19 protein-coding genes are annotated in these 20,425 nt (G+C 64.1%); 7 read left to right on the top strand and 12 right to left on the bottom strand.

Going from position 1 to position 20,425, the window contains the following annotated elements; genetic code table 11:
* Positions 1–40: 40 nt before the first annotated feature.
* The 9 genes from SO140_RS14810 to SO140_RS14770 all read right to left on the bottom strand — a co-directional run bounded on the left by SO140_RS14810 (position 41) and on the right by SO140_RS14770 (position 8,966).
* Positions 41–1,210, bottom strand: coding sequence for a Gfo/Idh/MocA family protein (locus SO140_RS14810; RefSeq protein WP_449378991.1), 1,170 nt, complete (start codon positions 1,208–1,210; stop codon positions 41–43).
* 62 nt (positions 1,211–1,272) lie between these two features.
* Positions 1,273–1,572, bottom strand: coding sequence for a septal ring lytic transglycosylase RlpA family protein (locus SO140_RS14805; RefSeq protein WP_449378992.1), 300 nt, complete (start codon positions 1,570–1,572; stop codon positions 1,273–1,275).
* Positions 1,573–1,676: 104 nt separating this feature from the next.
* A complete protein-coding gene (locus SO140_RS14800) occupies positions 1,677–2,522 on the bottom strand; it encodes a CmcJ/NvfI family oxidoreductase (protein WP_449378993.1) in 846 nt (281 codons plus the stop codon).
* Between the two features lie 327 nt (positions 2,523–2,849).
* On the bottom strand, positions 2,850–3,788 hold the full coding sequence (locus SO140_RS14795; protein ID WP_449378994.1) for an ABC transporter substrate-binding protein: 939 nt from the start codon (positions 3,786–3,788) through the stop codon (positions 2,850–2,852).
* Positions 3,785–4,885, bottom strand: a complete 1,101-nt coding sequence (locus SO140_RS14790; protein ID WP_449378995.1) for an LLM class flavin-dependent oxidoreductase — start codon at positions 4,883–4,885, stop codon at positions 3,785–3,787. Before SO140_RS14790 ends, SO140_RS14795 begins: the two co-directional genes overlap by 4 nt.
* Positions 4,886–4,908: 23 nt before the next feature.
* Complete coding sequence (locus SO140_RS14785) at positions 4,909–6,093, bottom strand: acyl-CoA dehydrogenase family protein (RefSeq protein ID WP_449378996.1); 1,185 nt, start codon at positions 6,091–6,093, stop codon at positions 4,909–4,911.
* Entirely contained in the window at positions 6,087–6,878 is a 792-nt protein-coding gene (locus SO140_RS14780; RefSeq protein ID WP_449378997.1) for an ABC transporter ATP-binding protein, read from the bottom strand. The genes SO140_RS14785 and SO140_RS14780 overlap by 7 nt, the downstream gene beginning before the upstream one ends.
* Positions 6,872–7,885: an ABC transporter permease gene (locus SO140_RS14775; protein ID WP_449378998.1), complete on the bottom strand. Its 1,014-nt coding sequence runs from the start codon at positions 7,883–7,885 to the stop codon at positions 6,872–6,874. The genes SO140_RS14780 and SO140_RS14775 overlap by 7 nt, the downstream gene beginning before the upstream one ends.
* Positions 7,863–8,966 (bottom strand): ABC transporter substrate-binding protein, encoded by a 1,104-nt coding sequence (locus SO140_RS14770; RefSeq protein ID WP_449378999.1) that lies wholly within the window; start codon positions 8,964–8,966, stop codon positions 7,863–7,865. The genes SO140_RS14775 and SO140_RS14770 overlap by 23 nt, the downstream gene beginning before the upstream one ends.
* Before the next feature lie 488 nt (positions 8,967–9,454).
* On the opposite strand from SO140_RS14770, the gene SO140_RS14765 reads away from it, so the two are divergent.
* The 3 genes from SO140_RS14765 to SO140_RS14755 all read left to right on the top strand — a co-directional run bounded on the left by SO140_RS14765 (position 9,455) and on the right by SO140_RS14755 (position 12,338).
* A complete protein-coding gene (locus SO140_RS14765) occupies positions 9,455–10,441 on the top strand; it encodes an ABC transporter substrate-binding protein (RefSeq protein WP_449379000.1) in 987 nt (328 codons plus the stop codon).
* A 264-nt stretch (positions 10,442–10,705) separates the two neighbouring features.
* Positions 10,706–11,092 carry a hypothetical protein gene (locus tag SO140_RS14760; protein WP_449379001.1) on the top strand — a complete coding sequence of 129 codons (387 nt, stop codon included), beginning with the start codon at positions 10,706–10,708 and terminating at the stop codon, positions 11,090–11,092.
* A gap of 154 nt (positions 11,093–11,246) precedes the next feature.
* Positions 11,247–12,338: a catalase family protein gene (locus tag SO140_RS14755; RefSeq protein ID WP_449379002.1), complete on the top strand. Its 1,092-nt coding sequence runs from the start codon at positions 11,247–11,249 to the stop codon at positions 12,336–12,338.
* On the opposite strand, the gene SO140_RS14750 is transcribed toward SO140_RS14755, so the two are convergent.
* A complete protein-coding gene (locus tag SO140_RS14750; RefSeq protein ID WP_474799165.1) occupies positions 12,319–15,402 on the bottom strand; it encodes an ATP-binding protein in 3,084 nt (1,027 codons plus the stop codon). The two genes, SO140_RS14755 and SO140_RS14750, sit on opposite strands and share 20 nt — an antisense overlap.
* 193 nt (positions 15,403–15,595) lie before the next feature.
* Here SO140_RS14750 and SO140_RS14745 point away from each other — a divergent pair, with 193 nt between their 5' ends.
* Positions 15,596–15,757, top strand: coding sequence for a hypothetical protein (locus tag SO140_RS14745; RefSeq protein ID WP_449379004.1), 162 nt, complete (start codon positions 15,596–15,598; stop codon positions 15,755–15,757).
* 95 nt (positions 15,758–15,852) lie between these two features.
* Here SO140_RS14745 and SO140_RS14740 read toward each other — a convergent pair whose 3' ends face one another.
* Both SO140_RS14740 and SO140_RS14735 read right to left on the bottom strand, forming a co-directional pair.
* The gene (locus SO140_RS14740) at positions 15,853–16,308 is read right to left on the bottom strand and encodes a hypothetical protein (RefSeq protein WP_498540807.1); all 456 of its coding nucleotides are present in this window, start codon (positions 16,306–16,308) and stop codon (positions 15,853–15,855) included.
* Between the two features lie 228 nt (positions 16,309–16,536).
* Positions 16,537–16,983, bottom strand: coding sequence for a hypothetical protein (locus SO140_RS14735; RefSeq protein ID WP_449384644.1), 447 nt, complete (start codon positions 16,981–16,983; stop codon positions 16,537–16,539).
* A gap of 245 nt (positions 16,984–17,228) precedes the next feature.
* Between SO140_RS14735 and glgC the strand changes: the two genes are divergently transcribed.
* From glgC to SO140_RS14720, 3 genes are read left to right on the top strand one after another with little or no spacing between them, the layout of a single operon-like run.
* Positions 17,229–18,497, top strand: a complete 1,269-nt coding sequence (gene glgC / locus SO140_RS14730) for a glucose-1-phosphate adenylyltransferase (protein WP_449384643.1) — start codon at positions 17,229–17,231, stop codon at positions 18,495–18,497.
* Positions 18,488–19,942 carry a glycogen synthase GlgA gene (glgA, locus tag SO140_RS14725; RefSeq protein ID WP_449384642.1) on the top strand — a complete coding sequence of 485 codons (1,455 nt, stop codon included), beginning with the start codon at positions 18,488–18,490 and terminating at the stop codon, positions 19,940–19,942. The genes glgC and glgA overlap by 10 nt, the downstream gene beginning before the upstream one ends.
* A 55-nt stretch (positions 19,943–19,997) precedes the next feature.
* Entirely contained in the window at positions 19,998–20,258 is a 261-nt protein-coding gene (locus tag SO140_RS14720) for a SemiSWEET transporter (protein WP_449384641.1), read from the top strand.
* Positions 20,259–20,425: the final 167 nt, after the last annotated feature.

The raw sequence follows: 20,425 nt of genomic DNA, 5'->3' as shown, positions 1-20,425 counted from the left end.
CGCAAGCCGGGTGAGGTGACATTGCGGCGCCGCCAGAGCATCACAACACCACCCGCCTGCCCTCCTCCGCCGCCCAGTAGCCGGCGTAGTTCACCTTGATCGTCTCATAGGCGAGCGCGAGATCCGACAGCGGCTGGCGACCGGTCGCCACGCACTCCATGAAGTCCTGGATCTCCTGCAAATAGCCGCGCGTCCATTCCTCTTCGAGGCAGACATATTGCCAGCCGGTCTTGCGGTCGACCTTTTCGGTGATGTAGACGGAGGCGAGCTTCTCCTCGCTGGTCTGGTAGCTCATCAGATGCGTGTTCGGCGTGATGTTGGCGAACAGCGAGCCGCCGCTGGTGTAGGTCTCGATCAGGTTGCGCACGCCGCCCATGATCATGTCGCCGGAAAACACCGTCGCCTTGGTGCCGTCGGAGAAGGTGATGGTGAGCGTGCCCCAGTCCTCGACATCGACCGGATTGGCCTTGAGGTAGGTGCGCTCCTCCGACCTGAGACCGGCGGTGACGTTACCGACGTCGCAGGTGACGCTCGCGACACGTATCGTCTCGCCACGCGCCTTTGCCTCGACCTGCTTCAGGTACAGCACAGCGGAAAGCGGATGGCAGCCCATGCGGATCAGCGAGCCGCCGCCGGTCATCGCCCATTGCGCGGCGTGCGCGGCATGCGAGCCGGAATGGCTCTCCTCGCCTTTCATGAACAGGATCTTGTCCTTCGTCGCCCTGATGATCTCCGCGATCTTGGTCACCGCCGGCGCGTAGACCCAGTCCTCGGCATACATGAAGAGCTTGCCGGTTTGCTGTATCGCGTCGCGCGTGGCCTCCATCTCCTCCAGCACGCGCTCGTACATCAATGCCTTCGGCACGTGCTTCCCGATCGGCGGCCTGTCGCCCTCGCGGCCGAAATAGCCGGCAAAGGGTTTTTCGCAGATCACATGCTTGCCGGCTTGCATGGCCGCAACGATCATCGTCGCGTGCAGATTGGGCGGCGTGCAGATGTCGACGACGTCGATATCGGCATCTGCAATCAGGTCGGAGAAGCGGCGATAGCTGCGCGGAATCTGGTGACGGCGGGCGAATTCGACGACGTGGTCACCGCGCGCGGCAACAGCCACAACCTCGACATCCACGCCATAGACGCGCCGCAACGCATACATGTGCAGCTCCGACACGAAGCCGCAGCCTACGAGCCCCACCCTGATCTTCGCCATTGCGCCCCCCCCTCGGCATGTGTTTGGGCGGCATTATAGCGAGCTTGTGGGCAGACGTATGCCTATTGCACTGAGACCCGCACCACACCTGCGCTCATCATACCGAGCGCGCGAGCGGCAGGGACGGAGAGATCGACGATGCGGCCACGGATGAACGGACCGCGATCGTTGACGCGGCATTGGATAGAGCGCGCGCCATAGGACACCGTGAGCATGCTGCCGAACGGCCGCGTCCGGTGGGCACAGGTCAACTCGCCGTTCCTGGCGGCTTTTCCGTATCCGTAATATGAGGCAAGTCCGTTTTCGGCATGCGCTAGAGAAAAGGTAGCAAGACAGAACAATAAAATCGTCAGCGCTCGCACGGCACCCCTCCGGGTTGGCCCTGCCCGGCGCTGCAAACGTGAATCTGTTCCCTGAAGTTCCAGGACTACTGCCGGTGCAAGACCGACAGTGTCATCACACATTGTTACATTTTGTGAAAAACCAGCGTGCGCAGCTCGATGCTTTCGCGCGGGGGCGCATCGGCCGGCGTGGTCGGATCGACGAAGGCGGTGTGCGGCCCGAAGCGGGTTCGGCCGTTGGTCTCGGAATCATAGCACTTCAAGAGCAGCGCTTCGTCTGGCGTCATCTCCGGGAAATAGAACCAGCGATGGTTCGGATTGTACTTCACCGAATAGGTTTCACCGCGGCGGTTGGGATAGATCAGGTCGGAGGCGACGAGATCGTCGGGCGCAACGGTCGTGCCGTCGGCCATTGCGAGCGGAGAATCGCGCAAGGGACCACGGATCGGCCGCCAGAGATTGATGACCTGCACGCGGCCCTTGAGAAGCTCCTCGGCCTCTTCCGGCAGATGCTCGCGCACACGGTTGGCGCCCGAGGTGATGGTCTGGTCGACATGGACGCGCGTTGCGGGCTGGCGCGGACCTGCACCGCGGATATCGGCGGCGCCATCGATACGCTTGCGCACGGTGTGATCGAAGATGACGACGCGATCGGCCTTCAGCGTCGCGCGGAGAAAAGCTTCGACGGCGGGATAGTAGATCGTCCTCACCTCTTCGTCGTTGTAAAAATCCTTCACGCGCGTCGGATGCCGCACCAGCGCAAAGCCTTCGCGGTCGAGCGAGAAGTTGTCCGCGATCAGACGCCCGTCGAAGATCGGAACCTGATGCGGCTCAGGCAGTGAGGTGGTTTTAGGCTCGCCAGGAGGCGGATCAAACGCGTAGGTGCGGGGTTTGCCGGATGTGGGCGCGAGATAGTTGAGCTCGGCTGTGACGAAGGGAAGCGATTCGATTTTTGTTTCTTGCAGGCCCATGGCCGGTCTCCCGATGTGGTCGTCTGGTTGATTTTTGATGGGAGCTATCGTGCGGCAAGGGGCACGGAGCAAATAGCAATGCAGCTGTTACCGGGAATGCAGAACGCAGAAGGAATATTTCGACAATGGCAGCCGAGACGGAAACCTCGTTCTCACCTCACGAATGCTTGAGTATTTGTGACGTCTCGTACCCCGGATGCAGCGCATCACGCAGTGGCGCGCTGCTCAGCCGGGGCCCATGTTGCCGAGAGCGCTCCGTGCGGCGTGGGTCCCGGCTCTGCGGCGCAGCGCTGCGCGCTGCACCGCGTCCGGGACACGAGAAACAGCCTACAATCCCGCTTTCGCGATCGCGTCCGAGAAGCTGCGATCGACGATCTCCGCCGCGTCGAGCTTCTGCTTGATCAGGCCCCAGCGGAAATAGAGATCGATCGTGCCCTGCTCATCCGTGACCATGCTGTCGTCGATCGGCGTGACGCGGATTTTTGCGCGCGAGAGCCAGTTGAGCGGCACCGCGGTCGGGATGTTCATCAGTTTGCCCCAGGTCTCGGCATAGCTGTTCACGTTGTTGATCGACCAGGCGCGCGCGGCGGTGAGTCGACGGATGAAATCCGTCAGCTCGGCCCGCTTGTCGCGGATTGCCTCGGGCCGCGCGACCTGGAAGCTGAGGCCTGGCGTCAGGCCTTCGGAAGTGATGACATGACGCGACTTGAACAGCACCTCCTCCTGGCTGATATAGGGCTCCCAGGTCGACCATGCATCGACTGAGCCTTGCGTGTAGGCGATCTTCGCATCCGACGGCGCGAGGAACGTGATCTGCACGTCGGTTGCGCTCCAGCCGCGCTTCTCCAACGCCGCCAGGATGAGCTGATGGCCGATCGAGCCACGGCCGGTTGCGATCTTCTTGCCACGCAGATCGTCAAAGCTCTTGATCGGCGAGTTCTCGGGCACGAGGATTGCAAGGCTCTCGCCGGTCTGCCGGTTCGCCGCGATCGCCTTCACCGGCGCGCCGGAGGCTGCCGCGAAGGTGAAGGGCGCATCGCCGACAAGCCCGGTCTCGATCGCGCCGGCGCTCAGCGCCTCGAGCAGCGGCGCCGCCGCCGGAAACTCCTTCCACTCGATCTTGTACGGGACATCGTTGAGCTGGCCTGCCGCTTCCATCACGGCCCGCGCATTGCCCTTCTGGTCACCGACGCGCAAGGTTGTTTGCGCTGCTGCGAGGTCGAACGAACCGAACAGCAGCGCGCCGGCGAGCATCAGCCTGATCATTCCGCCGCCTCGCCGCGGGCGACCTGACGCTTGGCGATGAGCTCACGCGTAAGCGGGATCAGTTCGCGGCCGTATTCGATGGCATCGATCAGCGGATCGAAGCCGCGGATCAGGAAGTGCGAAATGCCGAGGTCGTAGTAGTCGCCGAAGGCTTCGGCGACCTGCTCGGGCGTACCGACCAGCGCTGTGGTGTTGCTGTTGGCGCCCGTCAGCTTTGCGATCTCGGTCCACAGACGCTTGTCGATGCGGCTGCCCTGGTCGGCGAGCGCGAGCAGGCGCCGTGCACCGGCGGTAGCATGACCGTCGGCCGGCTTGCGGTAACCGGTCTTGTCCTGAAGCTCGCTCGCACGCGCCAGAATCGCTTCCGCCTTTTCCCAAGCCTGCTTTTCGGTCAGGGCGATGATCGGCCGGACGGAGAGGCTGAAGCGCGGCGTCGGCCGGCCGTGCCTTACCGCCGCGTTGTGGACGCGTGAGGTGACGTCACGCACCTGCGCATAGGATTCGCCCCACAGCGCGAAGGTGTCGGCGTGCTTGCCCGCGACGTCGACGGCGGCATCGGAAGCGCCGCCGAAATAGATGCGAATTCCGCCCGGATTGTACGGCTTCACCTGCGCAAATCCGTTTTCGACCTGGTAGTGCCTGCCCTTGTAGGTGAAGGGCTTGTCACTGGTCCATTCCAGCCTCACGATGTCCAGGAATTCGCTGGTGCGGGCGTAACGCTCGTCCTTGTCGTCGAGCGTGTTGCCGTCCTGCCGCAGCTCGGTGGCATTGCCGCCGGTGATGACGTGCAGCGCGACGCGGCCGCGCGAGAGCTGATCGAGCACCGCGAACTGGCGCGCCAGCAGCGTCGGCGCGGTGAAGCCGGGACGCTGCGCGATCAGTACATTGAGGCGATTGGTGACGTTCAGCACGTGCTGGGCCACCTGAAGGGCGTCCGGGCTCGTCGAATTGAACGCGAGCAACGCGCGATCGAAACCGGCATTTTCGTGCGCCTTGGCAACCGCCTCGATATGGGTGGGGTTCAGGACCGGCCCCTCGCGGACGACGGTCTCGGACGAATTGTTGTTGCTGATGAAGCCGATGAACTCGATCGACATTGATCTCGTCTCCTGTGTGATTTTCAAAGTCCCAGCGCGGCACGGCCAAGGCCAATGCGCGTCGAATCGTCCTGCGGCGTGTGCACGCGGCCGCACAGCACGTCGCGATAGTGCCGCTCCAGCGGGTTGGTGCGGCTAAGCCCGTGATTGCCGGTGAGTGAGAGCGCATCCTCGACCACCGCGACCGCATTGTTGGTCACGGTGAGCTTGATCGCGTTGGACTCCGATGCCGACAGCTCGACACCGTCATCGAAGTCGCCGGCGAACGAATTGATCAGCCGGGCATTGACGGCGAGCCGGGCTTCGATGGCGCCGAGGACCTCCTGGGCGCGCGCCAGCGTCGCAAGCGGCGCACCGAGGCTGGAGGGCACACGCGTCTTCAGAAAGTCGATCAGCCAGTCGCGCGCGGCGCGCGCGACGCCGTCATAGATCGCGGCAATGAAGACGGTATGGGTGGTGGCCTGCGTGGCATCGAGCCCACGCCAGTCCGCAGGTCTGCGGACATCAACCTCGTAATCGAGCGGGAATACGACGTCGTCGAAGATGACGTCGTGGCTGCCGCTGGCGCGTAGCCCGTGATGGTCCCAGGTCTCGACGATGCGCGTGCCCGGCAGGCCTGCCGGCACCAGGAATTGCCCGACGCGCGGCTCCGCCTCGTCGGTCCTCGCCCAGACCAGGTACCATTTCAGGATCGGCGCGCCGGTCGAATAGATCTTGTGTCCGGACAGGCGCCAGCCGGTCTCGGTCCGTCGCGCGATCGTGGCAGGCAGGCCGCCGCGCGCGGGCGAGCCGAGCTCCGGCTCGACGCGCAGCGCGTTGACCAGCGCTACGCCCTCCACCGTCTCGCGGGCGAGCTTGCGCGACAGGCGGCCTGGCCAGGTCGGGCTGCGCGCCATCACCAGATGGTTGATGCTGTGCATCGAGAGCACCAGCGCGGTGGACGGATCTGCCTGGGCGATGATGCCGACGATCCGCGTCGCAAAGCGCACGCCTGCACCGGCACCGCCGAGCGCGGCAGGCACCGTCAGTGACAACAGGCCGGCTTCTGACAACTCCTTGAAATTCTCGAAGGGAAAGCTGGCCGCGCGGTCGTGCTCGGCGGCACGACCGGCGAAGACCGCGGCGAGGCCCTGCGCACGCTCGATGCAGTCCGGCTCGCCTTGCGCCGCGCGGCCTTTTGCGGCCGAGTTGCCCTGCGGTGTCACCATGTGGCGTCGAGCCCCAGCAGGCCGAGGATCTGGCGGCGCAGCTCCGCGAGATAGGGATCGCCGCGGTGGCGCGGATAGGGCCGGTCGACGCGGATGTCGGCCTTGACGCGCGCCGGACGCTCGCTGAACACGATGACGCGGTTGGCGAGGAACAGCGCCTCTTCCGCATCGTGCGTCACAAGGAGCGTCGTAAAGCCCTTGCGCTGCCACAGGGAGACGAGCTCGGCCTGCATGGTGATGCGGGTGAGCGAGTCGAGCTTGCCGAGCGGCTCGTCGAGGATCAGGATTTTTGGATCGTTGACGAGCGCACGCGCGAGCGCTACGCGCTGCGCCATGCCGCCGGAGAGCTGATGCGGATAGGCGTTGCGAAACTCCGACAGCCCGACGAGATCGAGTGCGGCATCGACGCGCGAACGCTGGCTCTTCAGAATGCCCTGCGCTTCGAGGCCGAGCGCAACGTTGTCCCAGACCGTGCGCCAGGGAAACAGTGTCGGATCCTGGAACACGACCACGCGCGAGGGATGCGGGTGCGTAATGCGGGTCTCATCCTCGCGCAAGGCGCCTGCCCGCGGTTTCTCGAGGCCCGCGACCAGCCGCAGCAACGTGGACTTGCCGCAGCCGGACGGACCCAGCAGCGCGACGAACTCGCCTGGCTCGACTGCGATGCTGACATCCGTGAGCACCGGAAGCTCGGTGCCGTCGATGTCAAAGGCGTGGCTCACCTGCTCTATGTCGAGCGCGGCACCGGCGGCGGGATAAGTGATGACTTCGGCCGTCGCTACCATTTCACGGTCCCCTTCTGCCACACCAGAAAGCGATCGCGGATCGCGAACAATAGCGTAATCGCGCCGGAGCAGAGCAGCGACATCACGATCAGCGCCGCATACATGTTGGCGTAGGCGGCCCAGCCCTGCGCCCATTGCAGGTACCAGCCGAGCCCCGCCTTGACGCCGATCATCTCGGCCGTGACCACCACGGCGAACGATGCGCCGAGCCCCATGAACAGGCCGACGAAGACGTGTGGCAGCGCCGCCGGGATTGCGACCTTCAGCACCAGGAACGACGGCTTGGCACCTAACGTACGTGCGACGTCGTAATAGGCGCTGCTGACGCTTGCGACGCCCGACCAGGTCAGGACCGTCACGGGAAAGCCGGTCGCAAGCGCGATCAAGAAGGTCGAGGCGCTCCAGCTCGACGGAAAGGTGAAGAAGGCGATTGGCAACCACGCGGTCGCCGGTACCGGACCAATGAACCGCAGCACAGGATGCACCCAATAACCGACCGAGCGGGACCAGCCGATCGAGACTCCGGTCAGGAAGCCGATCGTCGCGCCGATCAGATAGCCGCCGGTCAGCAGCTTGACCGAGGCGATGACACTGTCGAGCAGCTTCGGCAGATCGTCGGTATAGACCTCGATGATCGCCTGCGGCGGCGGGAAGAACGGCAACGGCAACCAGGCGAATTTTGCAGTGGCAACCTCCCACACCGACAGGAACAGGCCCAATGCCAGCAGCCACGGCGCACGCTTGCGCAAGGCACTTCCAGCCGGGCCGAGATAGTCGACGCCGACCGTTCCGAACAGGGCGAAGGCGGCAATGATGAAGGCGGCGATGCCGAGCGAATGCGTGCGCGACCAGTCGCCGACATCCTCCCACCACAGGCAGGACAGGCCGAAGGCGATCCAGGCGAGGCTCGCCGCGACGCCGGGGCCGGTTTCCTTCAACCAGCCGGAAAGCGCGACCCCGCGCGGCGCGCCGGAGGCAACGCCGTCAGACAGCGAATACGTCGACATAGATGCGCTCCGCGAATTTGGCGGTGTCGGTGCTCTGCTTGAAGACCTGCACGCTCTTCAGGTCGTCCGCATAGGCCTTGAGCTCACGCTTGAGCGCCTCGCCGACGGGATGGTGATGATGGGTGTGGTAGCGCACCATGCCTTCGATGTCGGCGAGCGTCGCAGCCTTCGGCGCATACGGCTGGAACGACTTTGCGGCCCTTTCCGGATTCTGCGACGAGAACATCGCTGCATCCAACAGCGCCTGCGTGATTGCACGAGCGACCTGCGGCTCGTCGCGCACCAGGCTGCCACGCAAGCCCAAGATGCAGCAGCTCTTGTCGCGATATTCGCCGTCGAGATTGGAGGCGACTTCCTTGTACTGACCGTCCTTGAGCCAGAGATAGCCGAGCGGATCGGATGACAGGAAAGCCTGCACCTCACCCTTCTGGACCGCAACATCCAGCAGGTTACCGGGATAGGCGCGCCAGTCGACGTCCTTGGTCGGATCGATACCGAGCTTTGCGAGCTGGATCGAGAAGAAATTCTTGTCGGGGCCGCCGAGATCACCCACGGCAACGATCTTGCCCTTGAGATCCGCAAGCTTGTCAACGCCGGAATTCGCGCGCGACAGCACGCGCATGCAGCCGCCATGGGTGCCGGCCGCGATCTTGACGTCAAAGCCCTGCTCCAGCGGCTTCAGCCAGCGCAGCGCCATGCCTAGACCGGCGTCGCTCTTGCCGGTCGCGATCGCCTCCAGGAGCTGATCGGTCGAGCCGGAATAGTTGACGAGCTCGACGTCGAGATTCTGTTTCTGGAAGAAGCCGTGCTCGATCGCCACGGGGACCGGCGCGAGGCAAACGGCGCCCGCATTCCACGACAGTTTGAGCTTGCGCGGCGCCCCGGTGAGCGCCGGTGCATCGGAGGACGTCTGGCACAGCGGGAACTCGTTGAAATCGATCGCCGGCGTGATCGCGCGCGGCGCAAAGGCCTGCGCACCGATGGCCCCGAGTGGCGCCGCGAAGGCCGCAGCGAAACCCGCCTGGAGCAAATGGCGCCGATCAAGACCCGATCCGCCGCGCTTGTTCTCGTTGCTATCCATTTGCTTCGGCCCCTCATTGCCCCAAAGCTCCGTCCCCACGCAACGCATCACGTTGCGCATGTTCCGTGCGGAGCTGCGTTAGGAGAAAAAATTTCTCGAGGCGATCCCTCGCCTCTTCACTGCGATGCGCAAATGATGCGGCGAGTTGGCCGCATCGTCAATGAAATGGAATTTCGAATGTTGCGAGCAGCACAGTCATTCTCTCCACCGACGCACGCATCGACGACGAAACGTTTTCTTCGAGTTCGGTGCGATCTGCTTGTAATCACGCACCGCTCTGGCTACCCATCGCCTGCACAATCTTCACGCATATCTGCCGTCGCGCACATCGCCTTCTCGTGAGCACCCGTTCAATGAAAGGTCCTTCTGGCGAGTGCGTGCAATTCGGTTGGCCGTTTCATTGACTGCGGCCTCTCCGCTCATAGACTTGATCATCCCACTGCATCGTCGCTCACGCCATGTGAGCCAGGAAGAACAAGAAGCATCTTATGAGCATCAACTCCGACTCCCGCGATCACTCCCTCACGCGCAGGCTTGCAGCATCGCTGATCGCCGCCGCCATTACCCTCTCGACGGCTGCCGCATCGTTCGCGGCCGACACGGTCGTGCTGCGTGTCGGCGATCAGAAGGGCGGCAATCGCTCGCTGCTCGACATCTCCGGCTACGCCAAGGATCTGCCCTACAGAATCGAATGGTCGGAATTTCCCGCGGCGGCACCAATTCTCGAAGCGCTCAACGCCGGCGCGCTCGACGTCGGCTACACCGGCGATCTCTCCTTTCTCTCGGTCTATGCCGCGGGCGCGCCGATCAAGGCGATCGGCGGCACCAAATCGGACGCGAAGACGCAGGCCATCCTCGTGCGGCAGGATTCACCGATCAGGTCGGCCGCCGACCTCAAAGGCAAGCGCCTCGCCGGCACGCGCGGCGGCTGGGGCCAGTTCCTGATCGATGCGACGCTCGAGAAGGCGCAGATCAAGCTCGACGACGCGACCTTTGCGCCGCTCGGCCCGGTCGACGCCAAGATCGCGCTCGTCGCAGGCTCGGTGGATGCGTGGGCGGTATGGGAGCCGTACATCTCGTTCGCGACACTGAAGGACAAGGCGCGCGTGATCGCCGACGGCGAAGGATTGACACCGACCATCACCTTCATCGTCGCCTCCGACAGTGCCATCGCCAGCAAGCGCGCCGCCGTGCAGGATTTCTTGCAGCGCCTCAGCAAGGCGCGACTATGGTCGCTCGATCACATCAGTGAGTATGCGAAGAACACTGCCGAGCTGACCAAATTGCCGGAGGACGTGCTGCTCAGCGCCTACACCGCGCAGCGCACCAGCCCGATCGTGATTGACGAGAACGTGGTCAAGGAGGTGCAGGAGGCCTCCGACCGCGCCACCCGTTACGGCATCCTGCCGAAGAAGCTCGACGTCAGCCAGGCCGTCGACCGCAGCTTCACGGCGGCCGCGGCAGGATCGAACTGAGGAGCCCGGAGATGAGCGGTCCGTTCTTCAAGGCCGGACCGCTTCACCTCGCGGCGATCGTGCTGGCGCACCTCGCCTGCATGGCGGCGATGGTCTGGTTCTCACTGTGAGAGCGGCTACGCTTAAGAAAAAGATGAGAAGAAGATAAGGCCCGCTTAAGGACTCGCGGGCTGCCTCGGCCCTAGCATCACCTCCGGTGACGTCCATGCCTCCTCCGCATCAATCGGAGGCCGCGTGGCGCCGTATTTCAGGAGGATTTGATCCATGACCATTTCATCACCCACACCTTCTCCCTCGCATTCGGACAACAACACTGTCTGGAACCGCTACCGGATCGCCGCCCTCTATGCTTTCCTGACGACCTGCATCTCCTCGACCAGCCCTGCCATGGCGGCGATGGAATGCGCCTCGGGCTATGTATGGCGGGTCGCCGTTCCGAGCGACCTCGTCTGCGTCACGCCGGAGTCAAGGAGCGTCGTCGCAAGCGAGAACGCAAGGGCCGCCAGCCGGCATCTACCCGGCAGCGACACATGCCAGTCGGGATATGTCTGGCGCGAGGCGTATTACGGCGACAAGGTGTGCACGACGCCTGAGCGCCGCAGCGAGGTTCACCAGGAGAACCGCGTCGCATCGCAGCGCGTCGCGCAATAGCCGCGACTGCAAGCCGCGACGGAAGGGGGCGTCAGAGCAACCGGAATTCGTGTTCCGGTTGCTCGCGCGGCAGGCACGCGCTTACAATGGAATTCGCCCGGCGGTCGCCACGTTCGCAAGAGGCAGGAGACCCCGCGGGCTGGAGATCAGCGCCATGGCAGCCGATCAATATCTTCGCTACGACCCCTCTGTCGAGCAACCGAGTCCCGAAGAGGCCGACGCCGTCCGGGACATCGTCGCCTCGATCGAGCGGACCAGCGACGCCACCTTCAAGCGATTTCACCACGGCATTCGCCAGCAGCATGCCAAAGGCGTCGGCTTCCTGCGCGGCGAATTGACCGTGTACGACAATCTGCCAGCGCATTTGCGCCAGGGCCTGTTCGCAAAGCCCGCCCGTTATCCGATCATCGTACGCCTCTCCACCGCTTTCGGGCTCAAGAGCGATCGCGTTCGCGCGCCCCGCGGCATGGCGATCAAGGTGCTTGGCGTGTCCGGCGACAAGGCGCTGGTGGATGACACTTCGACCAACCAGGATTTCCTTCTCGTCAATCACCCGAGCTACATGGCCGATGCCAAGGCTTATTTGGCAGCCCAGCGCAACGTCGAGCGCAACCTGAACACTCCCGACATCGGATTCAGGATCGTGGGTTTCTTCTCCCGCATCGCCATCACGGTTTCGAACGCGACTGGCGTCTCGATTCCACTGCTTGCGAAGGCGCTTGGCGACCCCGGCAACAACATTCTCGGCGAAACCTTTCACACCGAGGGCACGCTCCGCTTCGGCGACTATATCGCGAGGATCCGGGCGGTGCCGGTCTCGGATGCCGTGCGCAAGCTCGCCGGTCAGCCCTGCCATGACGGCGACGAAATCGTGCGGGACTCGGTCACGGAGTTCTTTCGGGAGAACTTCGCGGAATATGAGCTGCGTGCGCAGCTCTGCACCGACCTGACACGCACGCCGGTCGAGGATTCTTCGATCGACTGGCCAGAGGGTGTCGCGGTACCGCAACCGCTGGGCAAGATCACCCTCCCTTCGCAGGCCACCAACAGCGCTACTCGCCGCGACTACGCCAACGACGTCCTGTCGTTCGATCCCTGGCGTTGCCTGGCCGATCATCAGCCGCTCGGCTCGATCATGCGGCTACGCAGGGATGCCTATCGCGCGTCTCGCGAGCGCCGGCATAAGCAGAACGGACCGATCCCGCCGCCCAGAGAACCGCAAGATATCAGCGAGTTTCCCGATTGACGTCAGCCTGGCGGCGGCAACTGTCCGCCGTACTGGCAATCTCGGCGCGGGCGAAGAATGACAGCGAGCGCAGCGGATCGTCTGGCGCGAGCGAGCACGCAAGCGAATTCACGACCTTGGTCGAGCGACCTCTCCAGTTCGCTGCCTTCCGTGCCTCTCCACGGCTTGCGTAAAACTCCGCGAGCGAGGCGTAGACTCGCCAAGCCGCGTAGGGCAGCCCGGCATGGCGAACGGTCGAGACGGCCTCGGACAAGTGCCGTCTGGCGATCTCCGCATCGCCACTCAGCAGGGCAATTCTCCCCATCACCTCCTGACACAGCGCGAGGAACGGCCGATCGGGCGCCGCGCTCGTCACCTCGTGAAACCGGCTGGCTGCCGCCCTTGCCTGGTCGAGGTCGTCTGCCTCGATCCAGTACTCGCAGCAGTTCAGCAGGTACTGCGGCATGACCAGCGACTCGATCGGCACGCCGTCGACCGCCATCCGCCGCTCGACGGCATCGAGATGCTGCCGCGCCAAGGTGAGGTTGCGCATCCCGAGATGGGCACGCACCAATAAATTCCTGCCCAGGAAGAAGGTGAACGGGTTTGCCTCGAGCATCGGGCCGGTGACTTCCTCCGCATTCCGCGCCGCGGTCTCATGGTCCTGCGCCGCGGCGTGGAGCCACCCGATCGTGAGCTGACACAAGGCGCGCGCCTGCGGATTCGCGTTCCGCTCCGCGATGGCAAGCGCAGAGCGAACGCTCTGCCGCAGCGTCCCCCATTCGCCCATATAAAGCGAGGCGAACGCTTCGACGGACTCATAGAGCACGAAGAGGTAGACGTCGCCGAGCATGCGCGCGAGCCGCTTGCCCCTGCTCGTCGCATCAATGCAGGCCGGATAGTTCGACCTCAGGAACTCGAGCACCATTTCCATGGAGCAGCGCCGCAGCCGCATGCTGAGGTCCTGCGTTTCCGAGATCAGTGCCGACGCCTGCTCCGAGAACTCGGCGTCTTCGCGGCTCCAGCCGCTCAGCATCAACTTCAGATTGGCGACGTTGCCCCTAACCAGGGCAGCGAATGCAGCGTCATCGATCGCCCGGCTCTTCGCCAGTGCCTGCTCGGCGAAGGGCAGACATCGTCGCCGATCGATGTAGAGGCAGAACCTGCTGAGATCGACTAGCGCGTTCACCTCCTCCCGAACGAGGCCGTTCTCAGCTGCATGGGCCACGATCGCGCTGAGATCCTGCAGCGAGTTCAGGAAGTCGCCGCCGGCTCGCCAGGCCCAGGCGCGCTGCAGCAGCAGCTTCAGGCGCGTCGGCACCTGCACGTCCGTCGGCAGATGCGGCACGAGATCCAGGGCACGCGTGAGGTAGTTCGCAGCCTCGCGCGTGCTGAAGCGTCGCGCCGAACCCTCGGCCGCCATGGCGAGATAGCGCGTCGCCTTCGGAAAATCGCGCCCGAGCTCGAAGTGACGCGCGAGCACCGAGGCGACCTCCGCCACTTGCGATCCATAGCCGCGCTCGAGACTGACACCGAGCCGCACGTGGGTATTCACGCGTCGGGCCGGCGCCAGCCGCTGGTACAGCATCTCCTGGTACAATGCGTGCTGGAACGCGTAGCGGCCCGAGACCTCTCCGCTCGGCCATTCAATCGAGCCGGCCACGAGGATGATGCGGCCGGCACGCGCCAGCTCTTCGCACATCTGCTCCACGTCCAGCACGCTTCGATCGAGCGCGCCCGCAATGTGCAGCGCCGAGAACTCGGCCCCTGCCGCGCTCGCGACCTCGAGCAGGCTGCGCTCCTCGGCCGTGAGATGGTCGATCTGCCGCGCGATCATGCCCTGCAAATCGCGCGGCATGCTGTCATGCGAGGCCGCCTCCTCACGCTCCAGTCGCCATCCGTCGCTATTCTCGACGAGCACGCCCTGGGCAACGAGATGATCGAGGAGCGATGTCACGAACAAGGGCTGCCCCTCGGTCCGCGCGAAGATGCGCTCAACCAGCTCGCCGGCGAGTTCGGCCGAGTTGAAGCGCAGGGCGAGGTAGCGCTCGACGTCGCTGCCCGACAGCCGATCGAGCGCGAGCTCGGTTGCATGTCCGTGGATCTGGAGATCCTGGTGGACGGTCTTGACCGGATGTCCGCCGACGGCGACTTCCATTGGCCGGTAGGTGGCGAGAACGAGGATCGCAGCCTTCCGGTCCCGCCGCGCCAGGCGCGACAGAACATCCACGGTGGCAAAGTCGCTCCAGTGCAGGTCTTCCAGGATGATGATCCAGGGCCGCTTCGCGGCGATGCTCTCCAAAAGATCGGCGAACTCGCGCAGCATGCGTTCCCGCGTCGCGCCAAAAACCTCCTGCTGGAAGGCGACGCGATCGCCTTCACCCAAGAAACCCGGCATCTGGGCGAGCCACGTCGGCGCGTGCTCGCGAATGGCGGCGAGCATTGCGGCGTCTCCCTCGCCGCGGCATCGCTCGTTGAGGGCTTCAATCAGCGGCAGGAAAGCCTCATGGGTGCCGAACAATTCGTTGCAACCGCAATGCAGCACACCGGGTCTCTCGCCCGCCATGCGATCGAGAGCCATCTGAACGAGCGTCGTCTTGCCTATTCCGGCTTCGCCGGTGATGAATACGACCTGACGCTGCCCGGCGCGAACCTTCTGTAGCGCGGTGTCGAGTGTCTCGAGCGCCGTCGTGCGTCCGACACGCCATTGCCGCCTGCGGTCGATGACGTCCTCGGACGGCTCCTCCGGCTCGGCGGCCGACGATGCCGTGGTGGTGACGGGGGCGATGAAGCGGTAGCCGCGTCGCGTGACCGTCTCGATGTAGCTGGGCGACTGCCTGTCGTCACCAAGAGCCGCACGCAGCGCATTCATGGCGACCGCGAGACTCGACTCGCTGACATGCAGATCCGACCAGACCGCGTCGAGCAGCTCTTCCTTCGTGACGAGCTCGCCCGGACGGTCGATGAGGCAGCACAGGACCTCGAAGGGCTTCGGCGCCAGCACGACGCGCTCCGGTCCGCGCCACAGCAGCGCATTGGCGCGGTCGAGCCGAAACTGACCAAAGGCGAGCTCGTCTGTCCGCACGGCCGCGACCTCCGGATGTTGTCCGAGCTTAAGAGAAAGCTCAGTCAAATGTAAGGACAGCTTAAGGACTCCAGGCGGTTCTTCGCCTTAGCGTCGCGCCTGGCGATGTCGTGGACATCACCAGAAAGCATTTCATCACGCTGTCTTTTTCGATCAGGGCAGTCGATGCCCATATTTTGGCAGGGAGTTGACCATGCCACTTCCATACCGCAGAGGTATTTTTTCAACCCGCAATTGCGAAGGCTGGTTCGTATTCGTCTACGCGATCGTCTGCGTGCTTGCCGCCGTCTATTTCTCGTCGTCGGAGCCGATCGTCATCGACGCCGGCCTTGCGATCATCGCGCGTCTGCCATGATCAGCGACGGATAGCGCCGCCGTTACCCGCTCGCGCGAGACAGCCCGAGCGCCGAGCCTCGGTCGGGCCGCCCCGTCGGAGCTGCCCTCTCGCGATCACCAATATCCGCGATAGTAGGGGCGGTGCCAGGCGCGGTAGGGCCGGTAGTAGCCATAGCTGTTGCCGTAATACGGTCGATACGGGCGGTAGTAGCGGGGATAGGAATAGTAGGGCGAATAGGCGTAGCCACCGTAATAGGCTGGCGCGTAGCCACCGCCGTAGCCATAGGGGCTGCCGTAATACGGATCGCCATAGTAGCCGTAAGGCGCGCTGCTTGCGATGGCGCCGCCGATGATTGCGCCGGCAGCAAGCCCTCCCAAGCCCCAACCCCATCCGCCGCCGCCGCGCCAGCCCCATCCGCCGCGCCAGTACACTTGCGTGACGTCGTCGGAGACCATGGCCTTCATCGTCGCCACATTGGTTGGCATTGGCGCTGCCGTGGCCTGCTGCACCTGGCCGGCCATGACAGCACCGGCGAGCGAACAGGCTATTGCCGTTTTCCAGATACTCATCACCTTGCTCCCTGTCTGACATTTCGTTTGGCAAAAGGGTCGCACGCCGCATGATCCGGCATCTTTGCGCTGAATCAAAGCATCCGTTTGCGTGCACCGCACAAGGCATCCCGGCGCGTCGTCGATCCCGACCGCCTCAAATCCCAGAAAGCCGGCACGGATCGTCCCAGCTCTGCATCGAGCGCTGAAATGCCGCAGGACCAACGCCGGCAAGCGCGCTCGAAGCGGCTACTTCGTCCTCACGCCCGGATCGGTCGCCGATGCCACGAGATCGCCCGCCTCGCGGCTGCCATGCGTAAACCAGCTCTGGTGCAGATCGACGTTTCTGAGCGTGCCCGAGCCGAGCAGGCAGCCAGCCGCCGTCGGGACCACGACGAAATCATTGCCGAAGGCGAGCACGTCGATGCGATAGCTGTGCGTCCCCGCATCGACGATCTCCCAGCGGCCCTGCAGCAGCTGCGCATGGCGATCGCTCCTGGCGATGGCGGTGCCGTTCTCCTTCAATGACAGGGCCCACGCCCCGTCGAAGGAGGCGGTCTCCGCGCAGGGCGAGAGGACCTGCCAGGCCTCGGCGAGATCGCGTTGCTGTACGGGGTGATCCGGGGTGCCGGTCAGGTAAGCCAGCCCAACTGAAAGCAGTCGCAGCAGGCCAAACATCTCGTTGGCGCAGGGCATCGTATAAATCCAAAAAATATGAAAGCGATCTGAAATACCCCGCAACCTACCACCCTTTCGGGTCGATCGGGAAGACTTGGCAAGCGAAAAAGCCGAGCCGCAGGGCGGCCACGACCTATGGCAACCAACAGGGCACTTTCCGAATTGTTATCCGTGCCGCTAGAATTCTGCTTCGATGCAGGCGCCACCGGCTTCCCGCGAGGGAAATTTCGGGGCGATAAAAACGGGGCCCCCGGGAGGACAGAATGAACCGTGTTGGAAATGAGCCACTCGCGCGCCAGGCCCTGGCCTTCGTTCTCGCCGGCGGACGAGGAAGCCGTCTTCTCGAACTGACCGACCGGCGTGCCAAGCCGGCGGTCTATTTCGGCGGCAAATCCCGCATCATCGACTTCGCGCTGTCGAACGCCGTGAACTCCGGCATCCGCCGCATCGCGGTCGCCACCCAATACAAGGCCCACAGCCTGATCCGGCATCTTCAGATGGGCTGGAACTTCTTCCGGCCCGAGCGCAACGAGAGCTTCGACATCCTGCCGGCGAGCCAGCGCGTCTCGGAGACGATGTGGTATGTCGGCACGGCCGATGCCGTCTACCAGAACATCGACATCATCGAGTCGCACGGCGCACGCTTCATCGTGGTGCTCGCCGGCGATCACATCTACAAGATGGATTACGAGGTGATGCTGCGGCAGCACGTCGACAGTCGCGCCGACGTCACCGTCGGCTGCCTCGAAATGCCACGCGCGGAATCCAGCGGCTTCGGCATCATGCATATCGACGAAAACGGCATCATCCAGTCCTTCCTCGAGAAGCCGAAAGACCCGCCGCCGATGCCCGGCAAGCCCGACATGTCGCTCGCCAGCATGGGCATCTACGTCTTCGACGCCAAGTTCCTGTACGAGGAGCTGAAGCGTGACGCCGCCGACCCGAACTCGAACCATGATTTCGGCAAGGACATCATTCCCTATATCGTCAAGAACGGCCGCGCGGTGGCGCACCAGTTCTCGAGCTCGTGCGTCCGGTCCGGCGACGACCCGCGCGCCTATTGGCGAGACGTCGGCACCGTCGACGCCTACTGGGCCGCCAACATCGATCTCACCGACGTGGTGCCGGAGCTCGATCTGTTCGACCGCTCATGGCCGATCTGGTCCTATGCGGAGATCACGCCTCCCGCCAAGTTCGTGCACGACGAGGAGAGCCGGCGCGGACAGGCGGTGAGCTCGCTCGTATCGGGCGGATGCATCATCTCCGGCGCCTCGCTGCGGCGGTCGCTGCTGTTCACGGGCGTGCGCATCAACTCCTATGCCAATGTCGAGAATGCCGTGATCATGCCTTACGTGAATGTCGGCCGCGGTGCGCAGCTGCGCAACGTCGTGATCGACCGTGGCGTCGAGATTCCGGAAGGACTCATCGTCGGTGAGGATCCGGAGCTCGACGAAAAACGGTTCCGCACCACCGAACAGGGCGTCTCGCTCATTACCCAGCCGATGATCGACAGGCTGAACGCATGGCGTTGACGCGCGTTCTCGCGGTCGCATCGGAAATCTATCCGATCATCAAGACCGGCGGCCTTGCCGATGTCGCCGGCGCGCTGCCGGTCGCATTGAAAGCCCATGACGTCGAGATGCGGACGCTGCTGCCGGGTTATCCGGCCGTCTTGCGGGCCTTGCCGAAGACGGAGGAAATCCGGCGCTGGCCGGATTATTTCGGTGGGCCTGCGCGCCTGCTCGCGGGTACACATGACGAGCTCGACCTCTTCGTGCTCGACGCACCACATCTCTACGAGCGGCCGGGCAACCCTTACGTCACCGCGGAGGGGACCGACTGGCCCGACAACGGCGTGCGCTTTGCGGCGCTGTCGCGCGTCGCCGCCGATATCGGCCTCGGCCTCGTCCCTTCGTTCGTACCTGACGTCGTGCATGCGCACGACTGGCAGGCGGGATTGCTACCAGCCTATCTGCACTATGCCGGCGGTCCCCGCCCGGGGACCGTGATGACCATTCACAACATGGCCTATCAAGGCAAGTTCGCCTACGAGATGCTTGCTTCGTTCGGCCTGCCGCCGGACTCCTTCAGCCTCAGCGGCGTCGAATATTTTGGCGGGATCAGCTTCCTGAAGGCCGGCTTGCAGTTCGCTGACCGCATCACAACGGTGTCGCCGACCTACGCACGGGAGATTCAGGGTGACGAGGGCGGCATGGGACTCGGCGGCCTCTTGCGCGAACGCTCCGGCGTGCTCAGCGGGATCTTGAACGGCATCGATATCGACGTCTGGAATCCCGAGACCGACCCGCACATCGCCCATCGCTTTGGCGCCAAGGAGCTGCAAGTTCGGACCGCCAACAAGGCAGCGCTGCAGAAGCAGTTCAATCTCACGCCGTCGGCGAATGCGCTTCTGCTCGGCGTGATCAGCCGGCTGTCCTGGCAGAAGGGTCTCGATCTCCTGCTCGAAATCATTCCGACGATTCTTGGCGAAGGCATGCAGCTCGCGCTGCTCGGCAGCGGCGATGCGGACCTCCAGGACCGCTATCTGGCCGCGGCACGCGCCCATCCCGGGCGCATCGGCGTCGTGATCGGCTATGATGAGATCCTTGCCCACCTCATCCAGGCGGGCTCCGACGCGCTCCTCGTGCCGTCGCGGTTCGAGCCGTGCGGTCTCACCCAGCTCTGTGCGCTTCGTTATGGCGCCGTGCCGGTCGTCTCGCGCGTCGGCGGGCTTGCGGACACGGTGGTCGACATCGGCGAGGCCGATAGCAGCGGCCACGACGCGACCGGATTCAAGTTCGGGCCGGTGACGGCGGAGGGGCTCGCCGCCGCGCTGCGCAAGGCGAACCTCGCCTTCCATGACCGTTTGACCTGGCGCAGGCTGCAACTGAGCGGCATGACGACCGACGTCTCCTGGCGCAACCGGGCGGGCGACTATGCGGCGCTCTATCGCACGATCATGGCAGCCCGCCGGTAATGATGGGTCAACAGACGCATTTCCATCAACGAATCCGTGCTATAGGGCGGCCACCATGGAACCGCTCATCGTTAAGCTGCTCGGGTTCGCTGCGGCAACCTGCACGACCCTCGCCTACACACCGCAATTCATCAAGGTCTGGAAGACCCGCTCGACCGAGGACATCTCGCTCGGCATGTTCCTCGCGATGCTGCTCGGGCTTGCACTCTGGCTGATCTACGGCCTGCTCTCCGGCGACGCGCCGCTGGTCGCCGCCAACGCGATCACCATGGTGCTCGCCGGCGGCATACTCGTCATGAAGCTGAAATATGGGTGAAGGTTACGCGCATCCGTAGGGCGAGTTAGCGCAGCGTAACCCGCCAGCTTTGTCGCGGCCTGATGGCGGATTACGCTAAGCTAATCCGCCCTAATCTTACTGTGTCATAAAATCATCCGCACGGTACGTCTTTGGATGAGAGCAGTACAGCACGGACATCGTCGCAG

Source organism: Bradyrhizobium sp. UFLA05-108, assembly GCF_059803455.1.
This window is presented reverse-complemented; position numbering and strand designations above follow the sequence as displayed.